Here is a 21,653-nt window from a genome sequence, read left to right on the forward strand (position 1 = left end):
CCACATCCGCCGTTAGTAATTTCGTCATATAGGCAGCTAACGCACTTCGAAAGTAATGACCTATAAACCACTGAAAGAGACCCATTAAACGCCCTGCAACTCTTCCATACTGGCCATTATATGACGTATTTCCGAATTATGCCCTTGAGCCAGAGCACTGAAAAACTCCTCTTCAGGCTCAATTTTCGCACGCGAAGCACGATGTTCGTAGAGCGATTGAAGACGTTGATGCGCCGATGTGGCAGTTCTCATCGCATCCTCTATCGAACCTGTGATTGTTTGTTCAGCCAAGCGATCCAACTCAGGCGGCTGGGGGAAATCGCTGGAATCATCAAACCATAACTCCAGCACCTCTGAATGGTCAGAGCCATCGCGGAAGAGATCTTCAAGACCAGTTTTCATTTTCAGCTCGCGGCTGGCCAAGTAATTAAACGCCATCTGTAGGCGCTCATTCTCTGCTTTTTCAGCGGCTTCGCTGTACTGACGCGCCATCCGCGCATGAAAGCCCGCTGCCCATTCGACTAAATCTTTCACTTGGTTATAGCGCATCATGATCTCCTTTCTGGACGACTTGGGCCATACACAACAATAAACACTACCACTCCAGGCTGGTTTCACGCAGAGCACCTATTTCACGCTTAGCGGCCTGAAGATTCTCCAGTAACTGTTGGCGCAAACCGATTTGATTGCCCACCGCAATCATAGCGGGGTTGTGAATAGCGCGGCGCGCGGCACCTTCGTCACTATGCAGGCGCTCAAGTTGCTCGCCCAGCCAATTTAGCCAGCTTTCCGGCTGGGCTTTCAAGTCGCGCAGACGTTGAAGCTCGGCCAGAGCAGGACCATCTTGGGCCAGCAACACAGTCCAACGATGCTCCGACAGGCGGGCATGTTCGGTAACTTCGCGCAGCAACGACTCAAGCGCCAGCTCAAAGAGCGCCAAAGCGCTCTCCTCCAACGCCATCTGCCGTGCGGGGGCATGTTCATCGTCTCCCGCAGGCAAAGCAGCTACCAGCTCTGCTTGGTAGAGCAACTGGTTGGTTCTCGACCGTGCGTTCACTTGCGCTTGTCCTCCACATGCCATTTACCGGCATCAAACATGGCCTTCCAGCCTGTAGCCTTGCCCTCTTCGTCGGTCATCACGTACTGCTCTTTACTCTTACGCGAGTAGCGTATTTGTGCAGGGCGACCATCCGGGTCTTCACTTGGCGCTTTAAGAATGAAGTGATACTTTTCGGGCAGCTCATCAGCGTGCGCTTTCAGCTCTTTCACCAGTGGCGGTCGTGTTTCACGATTTTTAGGGAACTTGCTGGCAGCCAAAAACAACCCGCTTGCTCCATCACGCAGCACGTAATGGTCGTCAACTTTTTGGCAAGCCAGCTCCGGCATCGGTATCGGATCCATTTTTGGCGGCGCCACTTCTCCGCTTTTCAATAGCTTACGGGTATTTTTACACTCGCTATTGGTACAGCCAAAATACTTGCCAAAGCGCCCTGACTTCAACTGCATCTCAGAGCCACACTTGTCGCACTCGATGATTGGGCCGTCGTACCCCTTGATCTTGAATTTGCCGCTTTCAACTTCGTAGCCGTCACAATCAGGGCTGTTACCACAGATGTGCAGCTTACGCGTTTCATCGATCAGATAGTTGTCCATCGCGGTACCACACTTGGGGCAGCGACGCTTGGCACGCAGGGCATTGGTTTCCGCCTCTTCGCCCGCGTCTTCAGCCACAGCCTCTTCACCAGGAATCAGGTCAATAGTGGTTTTGCAGCGCTCTTTGGGCGGTAAATTGTAGCCACTGCACCCCAGGAAAACCCCGGTGGAAGCGGTGCGAATCTGCATATGGCGGCCACAGCTCGGGCAGTCGATATCCGTTGGCACAGGCTGATTGGGGCGCATGCCATCTTCGCTCTCCGCCTTGGCCAGCTCTTCACGGAATTCTTCGTAGAAGGCGTCCAGCAGCGCCTGCCAGTTACGTTCGCCTTCGGCGACCTCATCCAGGCTATCTTCCATACGGGCGGTGAACGAGAAGTCCATCAAGTCAGGGAAGGACTCTTTCAACCGCTCGGTAACGATATCGCCTAGTTTTTCGGCATAGAAACGGCGGTTTTCCAACTTCACATAGCCGCGATCCTGGATCGTTGAGATGATTGAAGCGTAGGTCGACGGTCGGCCAATGCCCTGCTTCTCAAGCTCTTTGACCAGACTCGCTTCGGTGTAGCGTGGTGCCGGTTTGGTAAAGTGCTGCTGAGGATCGAGCGCTTCCAGCGCCATGGGCGTGCCCTTTGGCAAGTCCGGTAAACTCTGATCTTCATTTTTACCGCTGGGCTTCATCACGCGGGTATAACCATCAAACTTCAGCACGCGACCTTTGGCACGTAGCTCGTAGCCATCGACTTCGACGCTTAGCGTACTCGACAGATACTCTGCGGGGGTCATTTGACAGGCCACAAACTGGCGCCAGATCAGTTCGTAGAGACGCTCGGCATCCCGCTCCATTCCGGCCAAATCAGAAGCCTTACGCTCGACGCTAGAAGGGCGTATCGCCTCGTGGGCCTCTTGGGCACTCTCTTTGCTGCTGTAGCGATTAGGGGCTTCTGGCAGGTAGCGCTCACCGAACTCTTCACCTATATAGCTGCGCGCGCTCTCAACCGCATCTTTCGACAGATTGGTGGAGTCGGTACGCATATAGGTGATGTAACCCGCCTCATAGAGGCGCTGAGCCATGGTCATGGTTTTCTTTACAGAAAAACCTAACCGGCCACTCGCCGCTTGCTGCAGCGTCGAGGTAATAAAGGGTGCCGTGGGTTTTGAACTGGTGGGCTTATCTTCCCGTGAGGTAATCGCCAGCTTGGCTTTTCTAAGCTGTTCAATACGCGCAAGGGTGTCTTTTTCGGAGGTGGGCTTAAAGGCCTTGCCATCCTGGCGAACCAGGGCAAAACGCACCAGCTCACCTTCCGGTGAGGCCAAATCTGCGTGCACATCCCAAAACTCTTCAGGAATAAAAGCGCGAATTTCTCGCTCACGCTCAACAATTAGACGTACCGCAACTGACTGTACACGGCCTGCTGACAGCCCCCTGGCCACTTTCGCCCAAAGCAGAGGCGAAAGCATAAAGCCCACCACACGATCCAGGAAGCGTCTTGCTTGCTGCGCTTCTACGCGCGGTATATTAAGTGCGCCAGGCGCCTTGAACGCGTCCTGAATCGCGTTTTTGGTGATTTCGTTGAACACCACGCGCTTATAGCGGCTGTCATCGCCCCCAATCGTCTCGCGCAAGTGCCAAGCAATGGCTTCCCCTTCGCGATCCAAATCCGTTGCGAGATAGACAGCGTCAGCTTTCTCAGCCAGCTTTTTAAGTTCGGCAACGACTTTCTCTTTTCCGGGCAGCACCTCATAGCGGGCTTCCCAGCCGTTGTTGGGGTCAATCCCCATGCGGCGAATTAGTTGGTCTTGGCTTTTACGCTTTTTATACTCCACCTTCTCTTCCGCCGACATCTTGCGTGTCGCTGCGGCCTGGCGCGCGCGCTCCTTGGGGTCGGAGGCTGCCTTACCTGAGCCGCTGGTCGGCAGGTCACGAATGTGACCCACGCTCGACTTCACGATGAAATCGTTGCCGAGGTATTTGTTAATCGTCTTCGCTTTAGCCGGCGACTCGACGATGACCAGTGACTTGCCCATAGTGCTCCACTTTCCTAATGCACGGACTGTCTAGCGCGTGCTCTGAATTCGGTGCCGTATCGCCGGGACGAAACCGCCCGTTAAAAGATACGGATGAAAAAATGCGCCTACCCTACCCCAGCCCTTAGCTAAGCGCCAGTAGCAACCAACGCGCAGAGAAAATCCGTAGATTTCAGGCAACCAAGGTTAGATTTCAGATAAAGAGTAGCTAGACACTAGACTGCCACCAGCATTACAGCAACCCAAAAGACCATTAGACAAATAAAACGCCCCCACCAAATAGGCGGGGGCGTGCTGAGCTAACATACTGTTTTAGCGTTTAGGCGGCGTCTTTTTACGCCCGGTAGCGCTAGTCGGTTTAGCCGCTGCCTCATTGGCCGATTCGTTAGTCGTAGCCGATTTTGACGATACCTCTTTGGCCGAGGGTTGCTCATCAACCACGGACTGCTCCTTGGCCGCTGCTGCAGGCGTAACCGCCTGCGTTTCGCGCGGCTTAGCGGCGACAGCCTTGGGTTTAGCGGCAGACTTGGCCGTTGCAGCCGAGTTACTAGCCGCCGCTGACTTGCTAGCTACCGGCTTATTCTCCATCGGTTTACGGGGCCTTGCCCTATCAAACAGCGCTTTAATCTGAACAAAGCGCTCGGCAGCATGCTCCGAAAGATCGCCACTGGCCGCAAACACGTGCTCAAGGTGGCTGATATAACCATCGATATCGTCGTTGCTGCTACCTGCTAACAAAGTAGGCAGCGAATTCAACGCCTGCTCACGATCCAGTTTTAAGATAAAGAACCGTTCGCGCACCAAGCTTTTAAAATCACTTAGCTTGATACCGGGCTCAAGTTCCGCGCGCGAGGCACGCAGCCGCTTAAAGTTACGTTCATCAGTGGCTGGGGCGCCGCCGAGTACGTAGATAAGCGAACGCATGACTGCCTCATGTGCACTGCCCTGGGCAATTTTCTCGCGCAGCTCTGCTTGGCGTTGCTCTATGAAGCGACGATGCTCAGGCTCGGCCCCGGGGCGGCGGCGATGCACATGGGCATCCCCATACAGGCCAACGGCGGCTTGCAGCAGCGGCTGGCCGTAGACATCCATGAACATTTTCTCGGTGCTGCTATCCCGCAAATCGCGCATCGCGTTAAGGCTGGCGACCAGTTGGCCAGAGCCCATGGTTTCAAGCGCTTTAAACAGGTTGTCTTGCGACACCGGGTGGCGATTTTTGCGCACGGCTTCTGCCATTACCGGCAGCGGCACCGAAAGCGGATTGCGGTCAGAAAGCAGCTTATAGCCTAAACGAATCGGGTGCATACGACGAATAAAGCGAGCAGCTTCCGGTGTCATGACAGCTTTTATCCAGGGCTGCATAAAGAGCCGGTACAACCCCAAATTAATTTCTGAGATCCGTGCCACGGTAGCAAAACGACGATCATCTTCAGGTTTGTGCATGACCGCACGATCCAGCTCGGCAAAATCTCGGGGCATAAACTCGAGCAGATAGTCGCGCTCGAATAGCTCGGCATCTTCACCCTTCTCTGCTGGAGATATGGAAGTCTCATACAGCCCTGGCGGCAGTACGTCGATATAATCCATATTGGCGGTGAACTCAGTATGCTCTTTGCGTGACACGCTGCCCGAAACAAAAATACCTAGGTGGCCGGTGGTATCGTGCTGGCAATAAACGATGGTTTGCTCATGAGCAATGATATCGTCTTCGTTTTCATATAAATCACGAATCCAGCCCAACGCTTGAGGCGGCGGGGTAATGTCATCGCCACGGGAGCAGAACACAACGACCGGCGAGCGCACATTACGGAGATCGATTCGACGCCCATCATGGGTCACCAGCTGCGCGGTAGAGAGTCGATTACCAACAAACAGGTTATCGACGATATATTGAATCTCTTCACCGCCCAATACGACGTGACCACCCCACCAGCGTTCAAAATCGAGGTATCGGCCCGCTTCAGTATCGACGTTATCGTAAAGGTGGTACTGCTTTTTCCAGTAGGTATTAGCCGGGTTGAGGCGCTCAAAGTTCTGCACCAACCACGCCCCGTCAAACAGGCCATCGCCAATATCGCTAGTAAGTGCCGTAATCCAGCTTCCCCCCGCCATACCACCGGTATAACGCATCGGGGCTTTGCCGTGTTCACCCGCCCAGTAGGAGAGCGGCGCACCGGCAATCAGAATAGGCCCAAAAACCTCTGGTTCTAAGGCAGCCGCCATCATTATCTGCCAGCCCGCCTGGCAATTGCCCACCACCATCGGTTTTTCGGTGGTTTCGGGATGCAGCTCAATCACATGGCGTAAAAATGCGACTTCTGATTCGACCACATCCTCAACCGTTTGGCCTGGCTCAGGAAACGGCAGAAAGCCAATAAAGTAGCAGGGGTGACCCGCTTTAAGCGCCACACCTAATTCACTGTCAGGCTTAAACCCACCAATTCCTGGCCCATGCCCTGCGCGCGGATCCACCACTACAAAAGGACGTTTTTGCAGATCGATTTCCGTCCCTTCGTGGGGCAGCACGCGCAGCAACTCATAATTGGTTGGCCGCGGCAGCGTCCGACCATCGATTAGCACTTCGGTATCAAACCCCAATACGCTAGGCTTGGTTTGTTCCATGTGCTCAAGATACTGATTACCGCGTTCACGCATCACGTCCAGATAGAGAACGCTGCGTTCCATGCTATCGCGCCAATAGCCAAAAGCTGCGCGACCAAACCCAAAAGGATCGAATAATGAAGCGATCGCCTCACCTCCAGGTATGGTTGTGGAATCATTTTGCTGCTGCAACCATGCGCTGGTGAAAGCGCTAGCAGGCAACATAGCATTAGCGAGTGGGTTGGCAAGTAAGTTCATAGGGTCTCCCGTTGGGTTGATGCACAGGCATCAGACCCGAAAGCAATGATGCTGCAATGCAATATAGTCTAGGCCACTACGCGCGCGGCGTCGATCTTTAACCCTGGTAATTACGTCTGATGCGACTAATTAAGTCCTGCTTAGGCAGTTAAAAGATTCAGTGGTAGCATGCTTCGTTCTGGCGATGAAGCCTGATTTTGATATTAATTAAAGGGTGCTCACTACGAGGTTTTCATGTCATCCCTCAATCTGCTTAATCGCCTAACATTTCGGCAACTCCAGGTCTTCCAGGCGGTGCATCGGCAGCGCTCCTACTCCCGTGCCGCTGAACAACTGGGACTGACCCAGCCAGCAGTCAGCGCGCAAATACGCCAGCTTGAGTTGGCACTGGGTCAGCCACTGTTTAATTACGCGGGTAAGACGCTGCACTCGCTTCCCTCTGCCGACACCCTTGCCCACTCGACGCGCGAAATTTTTGGCCAGCTTTCCCGGCTGGAAATGAATCTATCGGATATTAACGGCAAAATTAGCGGAAAACTTAATATCGCAGCAGTTTCCTCCGCCCAATACGTTGTACCTTATTTACTTGCCCGATTCCGTGCTCACTACCCTGAGGTACACGTCCGCTTAAAGGTGTGCAACCGCCGTCAAGCACTCGAGCGACTCACGGAGCAACAGGACGATATCGTCATTATGGCTATGGTTCCTGAAGATGATCGCTTGGTCGTGATGCCGATTATTGATAATGAACTGATCGCGGTTGTCTGGCCCGAACATCCTCTGCTTTCGATGCCGCAACCCTCGCTAGCAGACTTCGCTCGCCACTATGTACTGATGCGAGAGCCCGGCTCCGGCGTGCGTAATGCCTTTGAACAGATGGCGGCCAATCAACAGGTTGCCCTCCCCCACTGCATTGAATTAGGCACCAACGAGGCAATTAAAGGTGGGGTAATGGCCCATTTGGGAGTTGCTGTACTTCCGCGTTTGGCGGTACAGCTGGAGCTTGAGCAGGGGTTACTTTTTGAGCTGGGGCTGCCCGACTTCCCCATCCACCGCTCTTGGTGCACGGTCTATACGCGGGAGCGCTTACCCACCCCGGTCGCCGAGCTATTTTTGAGCTTCATTCGTGAGCACTTACCCGATTACCGCCGCCACTTCCAGGCTCCCTCCAGCCCTTTGCCTAGCCACGGTGTAGCCTGTTTACCGATACTATGAGCCTGAAGGCGAGTAACGGTTTACGGTGTCTTGTTAACAGCGAGATATGTTACATTAGTAGTCATTAGCGCGATAAAATATCGAGCGTACTTCGTATTAATTAGGTTTCAACTGGCAGGCTTTGGAAGGGTCAACACCCGGCAATGCCTCCGGCCTACCGCACAGAAGAGAGGCTCTGTCCCTATGAGCAATAACCCCTCGCAGCGCGTGTCCAGCGGTGAAAAATACCGTAACGAACATGGCATGTCGGTGATCAAGGATGGCATGAAGCAGCGCAAAGCGCAGGCAGAGGCCCCTTCTGTTGAGCTAGAGCGAAAACCCAAGTGGCTAAGGGCACAGATCCCAGGGGGCGAGCGCTTTGAGGCGGTCAAGAAAAACGTCGCCACCCATCGGTTAAGTACCGTTTGTGCCGAATCCCACTGCCCCAATATGGGTGAATGCTGGAGCAACGGCACTGCCACTATCATGCTGATGGGCTCGGTATGTACCCGCGCCTGTCGATTCTGCGCGGTCGATACCGGCAACCCTCAAGGCTGGCTAGACCACGAAGAGCCCGAAAACACAGCCAAGTCCGTAGAGCTCATGGGGCTGCGTTATATCGTGCTGACGTCAGTCGATCGTGATGACCTCGACGATGGTGGTGCAACCCACTACGCCAACTGCATTCGCGCGATCAAAGCTCGCACGCCAGAAGTGGTCGTGGAAGCCTTGACGCCCGACTTTGACGGAGAACTTGCCGCTATCGAACGGGTCGTCGATTCTGGTTTGCAGGTATTTGCCCAGAATGTCGAAACAGTGGAACGGCTGACAAGCCGGGTGCGTGATCGCCGGGCAGGTTACCGCAAAACCCTCGATGTGCTCGCCCATGCCAAGCGCTACCGGCCTGACATCATCACCAAAACCAGCCTGATGCTGGGCTTGGGTGAAACCGACGAAGAGATTTTACAGACGTTTGATGATTTACGTGAGATCGGCGTCGATATCGTCACGCTTGGCCAATATTTGCGTCCAACCAAAAACCACCTGTCAGTGGAGCGCTGGGTAACACCTGAAGAGTTTGAACGCTACCGGGTAATTGGCCTGGAAAAAGGCTTTATGGAAGTGCCTTCTGGCCCGCTAGTGCGTTCTAGTTACCGCGCTGATCGCGTGTTTGAAAAAAACAATCTGGGGCTCGCCTCCCCTGCTGCAGTCCCCGGTCAGGAACAAGAAGCAAACCCAGATATCATTCCAGCTCTCAACGTTGGATAGGCCTTAACCTAGGGCGATATGGGGCTTAATGCTATTGAGCTGGTTGTAAGCCCCATTTTGAAACGTTTTAAAAAAACGCTGGCGAATTTTTACAGTGGTGATCGATCAACACTGACCAATTCGCGATTTAACCGTGTAGCCAACGCCTCAGCCAGTTGCTCACCTACTCGATGATCGCTTGGCAACGCTACCAAGTCAGCCAGCTTCAACATGGGCATGCCCGCATAGCCGCAGGGATTAATACGCAAAAAAGGCGATAAGTCACCGTCTACATTTAACGCCACGCCGTGAAAGCTTGCTCCTCGCCGAATACGCAGACCCAGTGAGGCAATCTTAGCCTCACCCGCTTCAGTCATCACATAAACTCCGGGGGCATCAGGCCTTGCTCGGGCGCTCACACCATAGCTGCCCAAAACGTCAATCACGGCGTTTTCCAACGCCGTGACTAAATCGCGCACGCCAATTTTACTTCGCCGCACATCCAAAAGTGGATACAGCACCACCTGCCCCGGACCGTGATAAGTGACCTGCCCCCCTCTATCAACGTGCACCACCGGAATGTCGCCAGGCAGCAGCAGATGTTCAGGTTTGCCGGCCTGACCTTGGGTAAACACGGGATCATGCTCGACCAACCAAAACTGATCTGGGGTTTGCGCATCCCGGGTATCGGTCAGCGTACGCATAGCCTCCCAAACGGGCAGGTAGGCTTGGTGCCCCAAGTCGTGCAACTCAATTGGCACGGCGTTATCCACGGTCACACCACCATATGCACACGGCCAGTGGCCTTGAGATCCTCAAACAGCTCTTTAATATGCTGCTCTCCGGTAGCTCTAATCACCACCCGTACCGATTGAAAACGGCCATTGCGACTATCGACCACCTGCATTGCCGTGGCATCGAAGTCAGGGTCATGACGCACGATCACCTGACACACACAGGCAGGAAAATCTTCGGCCGCATCGCCGACGACTTTTAGCGAGTAATCACACGGGAAAGTAATTTTAGGTGGCTCTTGAGCCGCCGGTTGGCGTAAATCGCGCAGTCCCTGTGGAGCACCTTTTTTCATAGCAAACCCATCGTTACAGATACAAAATCAACCGCCTCAACTTACCCAAAGGCTAGTCAGTAAAACTACTCAGCAAATTACTAAAGAAGCGCTGCACCTGATCAAACAGACGCTTGAAAAGGCCGCCTTCTTCAATGTTTTCCAATGCCACTAGGCGACGTTCACCGACCACTTCGTCACCCAAATGAACTTCCAGCGTGCCAACCTCATCGCCAATGGCAATCGGCGCCTGTAGGTCTGGGTTGAGGTTGAGACGCGCGCGCAGCTCTTCGTTACGGTTGCGGGGCAGGGTCATAAAGACCTCTTCATCTACACCAACACGCAGCTCATTGATATCGCCACCCCAAACCCGCGGTGTTGCCAATACAGCACCACGCTCATAGAGCTTCATGGTTTCGAAAAAGCGGAAACCGTAGCTAAGCAGCTTTTGAGTTTCCTGAGCCCGCGCCTCGTCAGAGTTAGTACCCATTACCACGGAGATCAAGCGCATATCGTCACGCTTAGCTGATGATACCAGGCAAAAGCCAGCTTCTGTTGTCCAGCCGGTTTTCAGCCCATCTACAGACGGATCGCGCCACAACAAACGGTTACGATTGGGCTGGTCAATACCGCCATAAGAGAAAGTGCGCTGAGAGTAGATCTCGTAGTGGTCGGGGTAATCGTTAATAATATGTTGGGATAAACGTGCAAGATCATGGGCCGTTGAGTAATGATTTTCAGCCGGCAGACCAGTAGCGTTCTGGAAATTAGTGTTATCCATGCCCAACCGAGTGGCATGCTGGTTCATCAGATCCGCAAAGGGCACTTCACCACCGGCTAAATGCTCCGCCATAGCGACACTGGCATCATTACCCGAAACAATAATAATTCCATGAAGCAGGTTATCCACCGAAACCTGATCACCTACCTCGATAAACATTTTCGATCCGCCGGTACGCCAGGCGTTCTCGCTAATATTAACCATATCAGTGAGGTTAATGGTGCCACGATTTAGCTCACGCTCAACCAAGTAGGCGGTCATTAGCTTAGTCAAACTCGCCGGAGGCAGACGTTCATCGGAATTATGCTCGGCCAGGATACGGCCACTGTTAGCATCCATCAGAATCCAAGAACTAGCCGCTAACTGAGGGGCTGAAGGGATAATGGTTTGCGGCTGCGGAATTACCGGTTGAGGAGTTGACTGGGCAATGGCAGGCACAGCAACTGTCGCCATGGCAGCAAAGAGGCACAGGCGTGCAGAGCGACCAATGGATGTAAACACGTTCATAACGTCAGTCTCACTTACTTGAAAGCTTACTTGAAAAGCTTATTATAAAAAAACGGCGGCGCGTAAGACGCGCCACAGTAAATAAACAGGAGGTGAATTATCGCACAACAAAGACCTGGGGGAACCCTGCTTGGCGCAGTGTTTCTCGCGCTTGAGGTTCTTGGCTCGGAGCGATAGGCCCCACTTGAACACGATAAACGTCAGCGTCGTTCATAATCCGCACCGCGTGGGGCTGTTCGCCCTCTAAACGCTGCTGTAACTGCTGGGCGCCTTCCGGATTACCTAACGCCGCTATCTGTAAATACACGGCGTCACCTTTTTCCTCTTGGCCTGATGGTGACTGCGCCGCTGGAGCTTGTGACGGGGGTGCAGACGCTGGCGTCGCAGATGCCACTGGCTGAACAGGCGCAGGTGAAGCGTTTGATTCACCTCGCGGAGCCTCCGCCCCCCTTGCCTGCGTGGGAGCGCTACCACCTCTGCCCCGCTCGGCTAGCCACTGTTCGGGGTTGATCGCTTCCACTTTCACGGAACCGGTACCATTGTCGAGGAAGCCTAGCCGGGCGGCTGCCGCGTAGGAGAGATCAATCTCACGGTCACTGTGGAAGGGGCCGCGATCGTTCACGCGGACAATGACTGATCGCCCGTTATCCAGGCTTGTAACGCGCGCAAAGGTGGGTAGAGGCAACGACCGATGCGCCGCCGACATTTTATACATGTCATAGATTTCACCGTTTGAGGTCGCGTAGCCATGGAATTTTTCACCGTACCAGGAGGCAGTACCGCGCTTCTCATAACCCGTTGCCTCAGGCAGCACGTGATAGGTTTTCCCCCACACTTCATAGGTAGAGCGGTTGCCTGCTCTGGAAGGCTGCTCGATGCGGGGCTCTGCATCAGGCACCTTGGTAACATCCGGCGGCTCGAGTGGATAGGCATCACCACTCATGGCATAGCGGCCATCACTAGTGCTGGCCGACGTTGAAGCAGGAGCCGCCGATTGATTCGCAGAGCCGGAGGCATCTACCCGCTGGGTGCCATTGCTGGCACAGCCGCTGACCAGCGCCAATAAGACAATCGCGCCAACCGCCCGCTGGCTAGTCCTCAATTTGCTCTTCATCCCTTATCCTCGTGTAGCTCAGCAATCGCTTCTGCCAACTCGGCTACGGCCATGGCATAGAGGTGACTATGGTTGTAGCGGGTAATCACGTAAAAATTATACTCGCCAAACCGGTAGCGGGTCTCTCCATCGGCGAACTCAAGCGCTAACGGCACCACTGGCAAATTATCATCAAGTGGCTCGCTGGGCTCAAGCCCATGAGCGGCCAATTGAGCAATGCTCACCTCGGGAGGTGAGGTTTGATTAAATGAGAGCTCCTGGAGTAACTCTACCGGCATTACGTCTGGCCCACTGGCGTGGTGGTAGATATCGGCGTCCGGCTTCCAGTTATGCTCGGCAAAGTAATTAGCGACGCTGCCAATCGCATCAACCGGGTTCTCCCAAAGATCACGCCGCCCATCGCCATCAAAATCCACGGCATAGGCTTGATAACTGGTGGGAATAAATTGCGGGTAGCCCATGGCGCCCGCGTAAGAGCCGCGTAGTTCGGTAGGGTCAACCTTCTGCTCGTAGGCGATCCTTAAAAAGGCCGCTAGCTCACCGCGAAAAAAAGCCCCTCTTGCTGGATGATGAAACGCCAACGTAGCTAGCGAGTCCAGCACGCGATGCTGTCCTTTATGGCGACCATAATAGGTTTCAACGCCAATAATAGCGGTAATGATTTCAGCAGGCACACCATAGGTGCTTTCCGCTCGCGCCAAGGCGTCGGCATGAGCATCGATAAACTCCACGCCCTCTTCAATGCGCTGCTGGGTCAGAAAAATAGCACGATATTCGTACCACTTCAGGCGCCGCTCAGCAGCACCCTCCATGGCATCTAATACGTTTTGGGTAAAGCTCGCCTGCCCCAGCGCTTCTTCCAGCCATTCTTGCGGCAACCCTTGCTCCACCAACTCTTCCATCAGCGCTTGGCTGTCAGCATTTTGCTGGGGAGCAAAGTGGCCAGGAGCCTCAAACTGAGACTGCTGAGAAGGCTGGTCAGCAAACGCTGCGGAGGCCACCCAGCACATCAGCGCGGCCAATACATAGCTGCTCGTCTTCCCTTGAACCTTGTTCATTGGCTCTCCACTCTTGAGCTATTCATTCCAGAATCATCCATGCCTGAGCTTTCCATTACTGAGCAACAATAGCGTTTGAAGCAGGCAGCGTCGCTAGCGCGACAGCAACCGACGATGCGCATGTATCGACATGAGAATACCGAAACCCGCTAACAAGGTCACGCTTGAGGTACCGCCAAAACTGACCAACGGCAGCGGAACCCCCACCACGGGCAAAATGCCGCTCACCATGCCCATATTGACAAATACGTAGATAAAAAACGTTAAGATGATGCTGCCCGCTACCAAGCGTCCAAAGGTATCTTGCGCGGAGCTTGCCATCCACAAACCCCGGCTGACAATCAATAGATACAGGAACAACAGTACCAGCATACCCACCAAGCCAAACTCTTCTCCCAGAACGGCGATAATAAAATCGGTATGCCGCTCAGGTAAAAACTCTAGCTGGGACTGGGTACCCTGCAGCCATCCTTTGCCCCATAACCCACCACTCCCGATGGCGGTGGTCGACTGAATAATATTCCAGCCTGACCCCAGGGGATCGCTTTCAGGGTTTAGAAACGTCAATACCCGCTGACGCTGGTAATTATGCATATTCATCCAGAGTAGCGGCACACCCGCAGCCCCCAGGGCGGCAATAAAGCCGATTAAACGCCATGACAAGCCCGCCAGCAGCACTACAATCAGGGCTGCACTAGAGACCAATAACGAAGTCCCTAAATCAGGTTGAATCGCGGTTAGCACCACAGGTACGCCAATAATGACCCCGCACACGACAATATCGCGCAGGCGTGGCGGTAGTTCACAGCGATTCAGATAGGCAGCAACCATTAGCGGGGCTGCTAACTTCATCATTTCCGATGGCTGAAAACGTATCACGCCAGGAATCACTAGCCAGCGTTTGGCCCCCATGCCCACATCGCCCACCACATCGACGGCAATCAGCATGGCAACGCCAATGCCATAGGCCAAGGGCGCAAAGCGCAAAAAGGTCGATGGCGAAAACTGGGCAATAATCACCATTCCTACCAGGGCGATAAGAAAGCGCACGCTCTGGGCAATCACTGCATCAATGGATTGCCCAGAGGCACTGTAAAGAACGATCAAACCACTCCCCATGAGCAGCAATAGCAAACCCAGCAGCCATGGATCGAGATGGATTCGCTCCCAAATACTTTTACGGCGGGCGATACCACTCTCAGGCGGTCGCACAGGATGGCCACGCATCGAACGGGCTATATAATGCCAAGGCATGGCTTAGTTCCCCTCCACATTGGCATCATCTTCTTCCAACACTTCACGCACTTCTTCTACGTCGGGGGCCTCATCCTCAAGTAACCAGGCATCGGTCATTGCACGGGCCAAGTGGGCGGCGTGAGTACTGCCACCACCGGCATTTTCAACAATAACCGAAACGGCGATCTGGGGGTCGTCCAGTGGCGCAAAGGCCATAAACAGCGCATGGTCACGCAGTCGCTCAGCCAGCTCATCGGCGTTGTAACGCTGATCCTGCCCCAGCGAGAATACTTGTGCGGTGCCAGATTTACCGCCCATCCGGTACTCAAGGCCAACCCCGGTTCGCCGGGCAGTGCCTTCTGTGCCACTAATCACCTTTTCCATGCCACTGAATACGCGATCCCACCAGCTATCATTGGCGAGCTCAATGTCATCTAACGTATCCGGTAGATCGCGTGGCACCGGAGTATCGCCAATCTGGCGGGCCAGCCTTGGTTTCACCCAGTGGCCCCGATTGGCCAGCGTTGCCGTAGCGCTGGCAAGCTGGAGAGGCGTTACCTGCCAATAGCCTTGCCCAATCCCCACCGAGAGGGTTTCACCGGGATACCAGGGTTGATTGAAGCGGCCACGCTTCCAATCTCGCGAAGGCATCAAAGCGCCACTCTCTCCCTGAACGTCATGGGCTACGCGCTGGCCAAAACCAAAATTACTCATTTGCTCATGCAAATTATCGATGCCTAAATCATGTGCCAAGGTGTAGTAGTAAGTGTTATTGGAAACGGCCAGCGAGCGCTCCATATCGACACGCCCATGCCCCCACCGTAACCAGTTGCGATAGCGACGGGAATCATTAGGCAACTGGTAGTAACCGGGGTCATTGATGGTGCTGTCTGGCGTGATTACCCCTTCCACCAAACCCGCGAGCGCCAGAAACGGCTTAATCGTAGAGCCGGGAGGATAGTGGCCGCGAGTTGCACGGTTAAACAGGGGCAGGTCAAGGTCTTGCTGCAAATCGCGATAAGAAGCAACGTCAATACCGGTGACAAACTGGTTACTGTCAAAACCCGGTGTCGATACCATGGCGAGGATCTCACCGGTGCCCGGCACGATAGCCACAATGGAGCCGCGACGGCCATCCAGCAATTCGTAGGCCAGTGTTTGCAGCGACTTATCCAGGGTTAGGGTTAGGTTCTTACCAGGCACTGGATCGGTTCGTCCAAGCTCTCGCAAGACTCGACCGCGAGCGTTTGTTTCAACTTTGCGCAAGCCTGCCTGACCGTGCAGTTCCTCTTCATAAAAACGCTCAACCCCCGTCTTACCGATAAAATGAGTTCCCGCGTAGCGACCCGCATCCAGCGTTTCCATCTCTTCGGCGTTAATACGCCCGACGTAGCCCAGTGTGTGGGCCATGATTTCGGCATCGGGGTAGTAGCGCAGCGGCTGAGCCTCTATTTCAACTCCAGGCAGACGATGACGATTAACCGCCAAACGGGCAATTTGCGCTTCGCTTAAGTCACTGGTAAGGAGGGCTGGCTGGAAAGGACGCTGGCGTTGGCGTGAACGCACATTGAACGCTTCGATCTCCTCTTCAGGCAGTTCAAGCAGGTCGACCAATAGCGCCAGGGTTTCATCTAGATTATCGACACGCTCGCGAACCAGCGTGAGATTGTAGGTGGGACGGTTTTCAGCCAGTAGTACGCCGTTGCGGTCATAGATCAAACCGCGGTTCGGCGGCAGCGGCTCGACGCGAACCCGGTTATTTTCGGAGCGCGTGCTATACATATCATGCTGGACGATCTGTAAATAAACCAAGCGACTCGTTAGCAAGCCCGCAAGCGTAAAAACCACTAACACCGCGAGAAGCGCTCTAACACGAAAAATACGCAGTTCTTGCTCGGAGTTTTTTAGCGTGTTGGGGCGCTTGAGCATGGCAACGATGACTCTCAAATCAGGCAATCAAATCAAACAAAAAGACGCAGCAGGCGATAACAGTGATCGCTCACCATCTCAGTTAGCCTTCAGCGGTGATAAGGGTGACCTACCAATAGTGTCCAGGCACGGTAGAGCTGCTCGGCCAGCATAATCCGTACCAGGGGGTGAGGCAGCGTCAACGGGGAGATCGACCACTTTTTATCAGCCATCGCAGACAGCGAGGGCTCGAGGCCATCCGGCCCACCAACAAGCAAGACAATATCGCGCCCTGCCATGCGCCATGCGTCAGCCTCTTGTGCCAGCTGTTCGGTGGTCCAAGCTTTACCTTTAACTTCAAGGGCTACCACGTATTCGTCGCCACGCAGCTTATCGCGAATACGCTGGGCTTCCTGAGCGCGCGCTTTCGCGATATCTGCATTTTTGCCACGCTGGCCGAGGGCAATTTCTTCTATCTCGAGATTAAAATCTCTCGGTAGCCGCTTGCGGTAAGTGTCGACGCCCTCTTCTACCCACCCAGGCATTTTGCTTCCCACCGCTAACAGCCGGATCCTCATGACATGCCAGCTCGCTCTTGAAAGCGCTCAAGGGACTCGCCAATAGCGCCCGAATCACTCGGCAGATCGGCCCACAGTCGCTCTAAGTCATACAGGGTACGTGCCTCAGGCATCATCACGTGGACAACAACATCGCCCAGGTCGACCAGCACCCAGTCTGCGTTATCGCCACCTTCAACTCCCAGCGGCCCAAGCCCTGCGGCCTTGGCTTTTTCCACGACGTTTTGCGCCAGCGCAGCAACATGGCGGGTCGAAGTGCCGCTGGCAATGAGCATGAGGTCGGTAACCTCGGTTAATTTGGCAACATCCAACTGCGTAATGTCACGTGCTTTCAGTTCTTCTAGCGCGTCAACTGCTAGATTTTTCAATGTATCGATGTGCATGACTCCTAAAGACAACCTTATTGGTTAATCGGTCAATAAAGCCGGCCATTGTAACGGCTTCTTTGATGACTGCCAGCGCTATTCGCGCTGTCGATAAAGACTGTCCTGCTCAATGGCTCGCTCAACGGGGTCTGGCAGCAAATAACGCACGCTTTTCCCCGCTTCTAAACACTCACGAACGTACGTTGCTGAGATCGCCATTAGCGATGGCAATGCCAGCGAAAGATAGCCCCCAAAGGGCCGCTGCATCAATGTCTCTACGCTATCGACTCTACGATGCTCTACCAGTTCCATTAATGATGACGGCAGCGGATCGTTATAGCCCGGCCTTGCAATCACCACTAAATGGGCAAGCTCGAACAAGCGCTCGGGCTGATGCCATTGGGTGAGCCGAAGAAACGCATCAAAACCAATTGCCATCACCAGACGCGCCTGGTCGCCGACCTCGGCACGCAGCTCCGCCAGCGTGTCGGCGCTGTAAGAGGGGCCTTCACGGCGCAGCTCGCGGGCATCAGCAACCAGCCCGGGGGTATCACCAATCCCCGCAGCTAACAGTTCAAAACGCTGCTGCGCAGAAACCTGGGGCCGACCACGTAACGGTGGCTGTTGGGCGGGTATCATATGCAGCCGATCAAGCGACAGCGCCTCATGCAGCTCCACCGCGCTGCGCAAATGGCCCAGATGAACAGGGTCAAAGGTACCGCCTAGCATGCCGATGCGTTGTTCCGCTTGACTCATCTCACCACCCTATTCACGCACCTGACCGTCACCGAATACTACATATTTCTGCGTGGTTAGGCCTTCTAGCCCCACCGGCCCACGGGCGTGAAGCTTGTCAGTGGAAATACCAATCTCAGCGCCCAGCCCGTACTCAAATCCATCGGCAAAGCGGGTCGAGGCATTGACAATCACCGAGCTGGAGTCGACCTCCGCCATAAAGCGACGAGCAAGTGAATAATCCTGGGTCACTATCGCATCAGTATGGTGAGAGCCGTACTGCTCGATGTGGGTAATCGCTTCATCGATACCATCGACCACTTTGATTGCCAGCACGGGGGCCAAATACTCGGCATACCAATCTGCTTCGTCTGCTGCTCCGGCCTGGGGCAACAGCGCCTGTGTGCGCTGGCAGCCACGCAGTTCGACCTCATGTTCGGCATAAGCGCGGGCTAACTCTGGCAGTAGCAAATCAGCAATCGGCGCATCAATCAGCAGCGTTTCCATGGTATTGCAGGTGCCGTAGCGATGGGTCTTTGCATTGACAGCAATGGCTAGTGCTTTGGCGGGATCGGCGGTGGTATCGATATACACATGACAGACACCGTCGAGATGCTTGATAACCGGTACGCGGGCCTCGCGACTGATACGCTCAATCAGCGACTTTCCACCGCGCGGAATAATCACATCGACATATTCCGGCATGCTGATCAGCTCTCCCACCGCCGAGCGATCGGTGGTAGCCACTACCTGCACGCTACCGGCAGGCAGCCCTACATCAGCTAAACCGGCTTGGATACAGGCGCTAATCGCGGCATTTGACTGACTCGCTTCCGACCCGCCACGCAAAATACAGGCGTTGCCCGATTTTAAACATAGACTTGCGGCTTCCAGGGTTACATTCGGGCGCGACTCGTAAATAATCCCAATAACCCCCAGTGGCACGCGCATTTTGCCCACTTGGATACCGCTAGGCCGATAGCGCATATCGCCAATTTCACCCACCGGATCGGGCAGGCCCGCTACCTGCTGCAGTCCTTCAATCATGGCGTCGATACGCGCATCATTTAGGGCTAAGCGGTCTAGCAGGGCACTCTCCAAACCGTTCTGGCGGCCGCGCTGCAGATCATCAGCGTTGGCATCTAGTATTTGGCCTCGCGCTTCGGTCAGGCGATGAGCCATCGCCATCAACGCACGGTTTTTCAACCCTGTATCCGCCCGCCGCAGCTCGCTGGCTGCACGCCGCGCCGCCTGCCCCAAGGCCTGCATATAGGCGGGCACATTCCCGTCAGATAAGTGCTGTTGGGCCTCGTCTTGGAACGGTGTAGAAGCGCTCATAGTGTCTCCGTGCGGAAGGGTGCTTTAACTTTTCAATTTGCCGAGTGTAGCCGTTTTATACGTTTTGCTTATATTACGTCATTTCGCCGTTATACTGAGGACGATTAAGGCACTAATGTGTGTCGTGTACATTTATTATCCTACAATTACTTTACTTGATGAGATACATCTGGTTATTCAGGACGAATAGTAAGTCACCATGCAAAGCAAGTACAAAATCCGCCTGCTACGTGCCAATCTTCTAGCCGCTGCCGTAGCCCTGGCATTATGGACACCTGCCACCCCCCCCGCTGCGGCCCTAGTGCTGTGGCTCTCAATCGGCTGGTTATTTATCACCGCGCTAATGCTTGATTTTAGCCACCGCCATTCACGCGGATTACCGTGGCAAATCGTGCCTGGCGCACTGCTACTGGGTTTAATTGCCGCGGCCCCAGAACGGCACGGCATTTTAATCTGGGCTTGGGCTGCCATGCTGATGCTGCCACAAAATAATTGGGTAGCTGCTTTCAATCTCAGCGCTGGGCTGATTAGTGCTGTAATGGTAGCGCCTCTGCTGGACGGGCCAGCATTTCTCCTGCTGATGTGTTCTCTACTAGTACTCGGCCTGCTTGCGTTATCCAGAGCACAGCAGCTTATCGATATGAACGGCTCCATTCGCCAACGCCTGCGGTTAATTCCAGGCCTTAACCTGTGGCCCGGCGAGCAACTGCTGCGTGATATAAGCCGAGAACAAACGCGCTGTGAGCGCGAAGGCGTACATGCAGAGCTGTTTATTCTGCATGTAAAACGCCACCAGCTGTGGCCAATGGCTCAAAAACTGTGCGAGCTTACCTATGATTTTGAAAACGTTTACCGCTTAAGCAGCACAACGCTGGTGACGTTGATTCTCGCCCGCTCTCCCAAAGAGGCCTCGCAACGACGCAGCCGACTACTCGCCAATTTACCCGACAATATTACTAGCGAACACCTTGAACTAATTGATATCGAACCGGCAACGCTTTCGGTGTGTGAGATTAGTAAGCTACCGGCGGAGCGAGTGCGGGAGACAATATGACCGAGCATCACATTCCCAAGCGGTTGATGACGCTCGCTTATACCGCCAGCATCCCACTGATGGCAGGCTACGCGCTATGGCTGTATGCCATGGGAAATTACCGCGACCTACTGATCCCCACCTTTATGACCCTGCTGCTTATGTCGGCCCTGTTAATGCATATCGGGCAAGGGGTGAAAAGCTACTTACCACGCATTATTCTACTTTGCGCTACCTACTCGGTAGTGCTGGGCGCTTTCTACTACCAGCCTCAGGTATCGCCTATTTGGCTAGGGCTGCCGATTACCGCTGCTTTTTTACTGCTACCGCTATGGGCCGCGTTACTGATCAATATCGCCGTTGGGCCACTGTGGTGGATACTTCCCTCGGTCGCCTCTGCGCCACCGGCCATAATCGTTGGCTATGCTGTCTTGACGCTGCTGCTCGCTCTCCCCCGCTGGGAGCACGCCCGTCGCAGGGCGCTCCTGCGTGCAACGGACCCCAATGACAGCGACTGCAATGCCTACCACATTGATACGCTAAAAGAGCGCTTACACAGCGAGTTCCAGCGCGCCGCCATGCTCAATCAGCAACTCGCGGTTCTGGTACTGCATTTGCCGCAGTTGGATATGGCGGAAGAGCAGTTTGGCCATCGTGCGCAATCAGCACTGCTGGGGGCGCTTTGCGGCGAAGTAAATAGCCGTTGTCGCGATCATGACGTGCTTGGGCGCGCAGACAGCGCCACTTTTTGGCTTGTTCTACCTGACACTAGTGAAAGCGGAGCCCTACTAGTACGCGAGCGCTTGCAACGAGCGCTCTCACAGCGTGTATTAGTAGAAACCGGCCAATTGGAAGCACGCATAGCGGCCTGCTTACCCAGCCGCACAGAGTACTTCGAGCACTATGTAAAGCGCCTGGAAGCACGCGGCGCGGCTCTCGCCAACGTCTAGCA

Annotated in this window: 19 protein-coding genes; 4 read left to right on the top strand and 15 right to left on the bottom strand. The window is 54.4% G+C overall.

Features of this window, described 5'->3' with window-relative positions; all coding sequences use genetic code 11:
- Positions 1 to 84: 84 nt before the first annotated feature.
- From SR894_RS11275 to SR894_RS11290, 4 genes are all read right to left on the bottom strand, one after another.
- A complete protein-coding gene (locus tag SR894_RS11275) occupies positions 85 to 549 on the bottom strand; it encodes a ferritin family protein (protein WP_133732364.1) in 465 nt (154 codons plus the stop codon).
- A 46-nt stretch (positions 550 to 595) separates the two neighbouring features.
- On the bottom strand, positions 596 to 1,057 hold the full coding sequence (locus SR894_RS11280; RefSeq protein WP_133732363.1) for a DUF6586 family protein: 462 nt from the start codon (positions 1,055 to 1,057) through the stop codon (positions 596 to 598).
- Entirely contained in the window at positions 1,054 to 3,681 is a 2,628-nt protein-coding gene (topA, locus tag SR894_RS11285) for a type I DNA topoisomerase (RefSeq protein WP_133732362.1), read from the bottom strand. Before topA ends, SR894_RS11280 begins: the two co-directional genes overlap by 4 nt.
- 312 nt (positions 3,682 to 3,993) lie before the next feature.
- Complete coding sequence (locus SR894_RS11290; protein ID WP_223288147.1) at positions 3,994 to 6,540, bottom strand: DUF3141 domain-containing protein; 2,547 nt, start codon at positions 6,538 to 6,540, stop codon at positions 3,994 to 3,996.
- Positions 6,541 to 6,774: 234 nt separating this feature from the next.
- On the opposite strand from SR894_RS11290, the gene SR894_RS11295 reads away from it, so the two are divergent.
- Together SR894_RS11295 and lipA are read left to right on the top strand one after the other, a co-directional pair.
- Positions 6,775 to 7,755: a LysR family transcriptional regulator gene (locus tag SR894_RS11295; protein ID WP_133732360.1), complete on the top strand. Its 981-nt coding sequence runs from the start codon at positions 6,775 to 6,777 to the stop codon at positions 7,753 to 7,755.
- Between the two features lie 183 nt (positions 7,756 to 7,938).
- Positions 7,939 to 9,003: a lipoyl synthase gene (gene lipA / locus SR894_RS11300; protein ID WP_133732359.1), complete on the top strand. Its 1,065-nt coding sequence runs from the start codon at positions 7,939 to 7,941 to the stop codon at positions 9,001 to 9,003.
- 89 nt (positions 9,004 to 9,092) lie between these two features.
- On the opposite strand, the gene lipB is transcribed toward lipA, so the two are convergent.
- The 11 genes from lipB to SR894_RS11355 form a co-directional block, all read right to left on the bottom strand.
- Positions 9,093 to 9,755, bottom strand: coding sequence for a lipoyl(octanoyl) transferase LipB (gene lipB / locus SR894_RS11305; RefSeq protein ID WP_133732358.1), 663 nt, complete (start codon positions 9,753 to 9,755; stop codon positions 9,093 to 9,095).
- A 2-nt stretch (positions 9,756 to 9,757) separates the two neighbouring features.
- The gene (locus SR894_RS11310) at positions 9,758 to 10,069 is read right to left on the bottom strand and encodes an HP0495 family protein (RefSeq protein ID WP_133732357.1); all 312 of its coding nucleotides are present in this window, start codon (positions 10,067 to 10,069) and stop codon (positions 9,758 to 9,760) included.
- Positions 10,070 to 10,121: 52 nt separating this feature from the next.
- The gene (locus SR894_RS11315) at positions 10,122 to 11,336 is read right to left on the bottom strand and encodes a D-alanyl-D-alanine carboxypeptidase family protein (protein ID WP_133732356.1); all 1,215 of its coding nucleotides are present in this window, start codon (positions 11,334 to 11,336) and stop codon (positions 10,122 to 10,124) included.
- Positions 11,337 to 11,433: 97 nt separating this feature from the next.
- A complete protein-coding gene (locus SR894_RS11320) occupies positions 11,434 to 12,450 on the bottom strand; it encodes a septal ring lytic transglycosylase RlpA family protein (RefSeq protein ID WP_133732355.1) in 1,017 nt (338 codons plus the stop codon).
- On the bottom strand, positions 12,447 to 13,508 hold the full coding sequence (mltB, locus tag SR894_RS11325; protein ID WP_133732354.1) for a lytic murein transglycosylase B: 1,062 nt from the start codon (positions 13,506 to 13,508) through the stop codon (positions 12,447 to 12,449). The genes SR894_RS11320 and mltB overlap by 4 nt, the downstream gene beginning before the upstream one ends.
- A gap of 93 nt (positions 13,509 to 13,601) precedes the next feature.
- Complete coding sequence (gene rodA / locus SR894_RS11330; RefSeq protein ID WP_133732353.1) at positions 13,602 to 14,762, bottom strand: rod shape-determining protein RodA; 1,161 nt, start codon at positions 14,760 to 14,762, stop codon at positions 13,602 to 13,604.
- 3 nt (positions 14,763 to 14,765) lie between these two features.
- Positions 14,766 to 16,673, bottom strand: a complete 1,908-nt coding sequence (gene mrdA, locus SR894_RS11335; protein ID WP_223288148.1) for a penicillin-binding protein 2 — start codon at positions 16,671 to 16,673, stop codon at positions 14,766 to 14,768.
- Between the two features lie 89 nt (positions 16,674 to 16,762).
- Complete coding sequence (gene rlmH / locus SR894_RS11340; RefSeq protein WP_133732351.1) at positions 16,763 to 17,230, bottom strand: 23S rRNA (pseudouridine(1915)-N(3))-methyltransferase RlmH; 468 nt, start codon at positions 17,228 to 17,230, stop codon at positions 16,763 to 16,765.
- Complete coding sequence (rsfS, locus tag SR894_RS11345) at positions 17,227 to 17,613, bottom strand: ribosome silencing factor (RefSeq protein ID WP_007112938.1); 387 nt, start codon at positions 17,611 to 17,613, stop codon at positions 17,227 to 17,229. The genes rlmH and rsfS overlap by 4 nt, the downstream gene beginning before the upstream one ends.
- A 78-nt stretch (positions 17,614 to 17,691) precedes the next feature.
- The gene (gene nadD, locus SR894_RS11350; RefSeq protein WP_133732350.1) at positions 17,692 to 18,351 is read right to left on the bottom strand and encodes a nicotinate-nucleotide adenylyltransferase; all 660 of its coding nucleotides are present in this window, start codon (positions 18,349 to 18,351) and stop codon (positions 17,692 to 17,694) included.
- A 9-nt stretch (positions 18,352 to 18,360) separates the two neighbouring features.
- A complete protein-coding gene (locus SR894_RS11355) occupies positions 18,361 to 19,668 on the bottom strand; it encodes a glutamate-5-semialdehyde dehydrogenase (protein WP_133732349.1) in 1,308 nt (435 codons plus the stop codon).
- 199 nt (positions 19,669 to 19,867) lie between these two features.
- Between SR894_RS11355 and SR894_RS11360 the strand changes: the two genes are divergently transcribed.
- Complete coding sequence (locus SR894_RS11360) at positions 19,868 to 20,722, top strand: hypothetical protein (RefSeq protein WP_133732348.1); 855 nt, start codon at positions 19,868 to 19,870, stop codon at positions 20,720 to 20,722.
- Positions 20,719 to 21,651, top strand: coding sequence for a diguanylate cyclase domain-containing protein (locus SR894_RS11365; RefSeq protein WP_133732347.1), 933 nt, complete (start codon positions 20,719 to 20,721; stop codon positions 21,649 to 21,651). Before SR894_RS11360 ends, SR894_RS11365 begins: the two co-directional genes overlap by 4 nt.
- Positions 21,652 to 21,653: the final 2 nt, after the last annotated feature.

The organism is Vreelandella neptunia (assembly GCF_034479615.1).
In the GTDB taxonomy this organism is placed as follows: domain Bacteria; phylum Pseudomonadota; class Gammaproteobacteria; order Pseudomonadales; family Halomonadaceae; genus Vreelandella; species Vreelandella neptunia.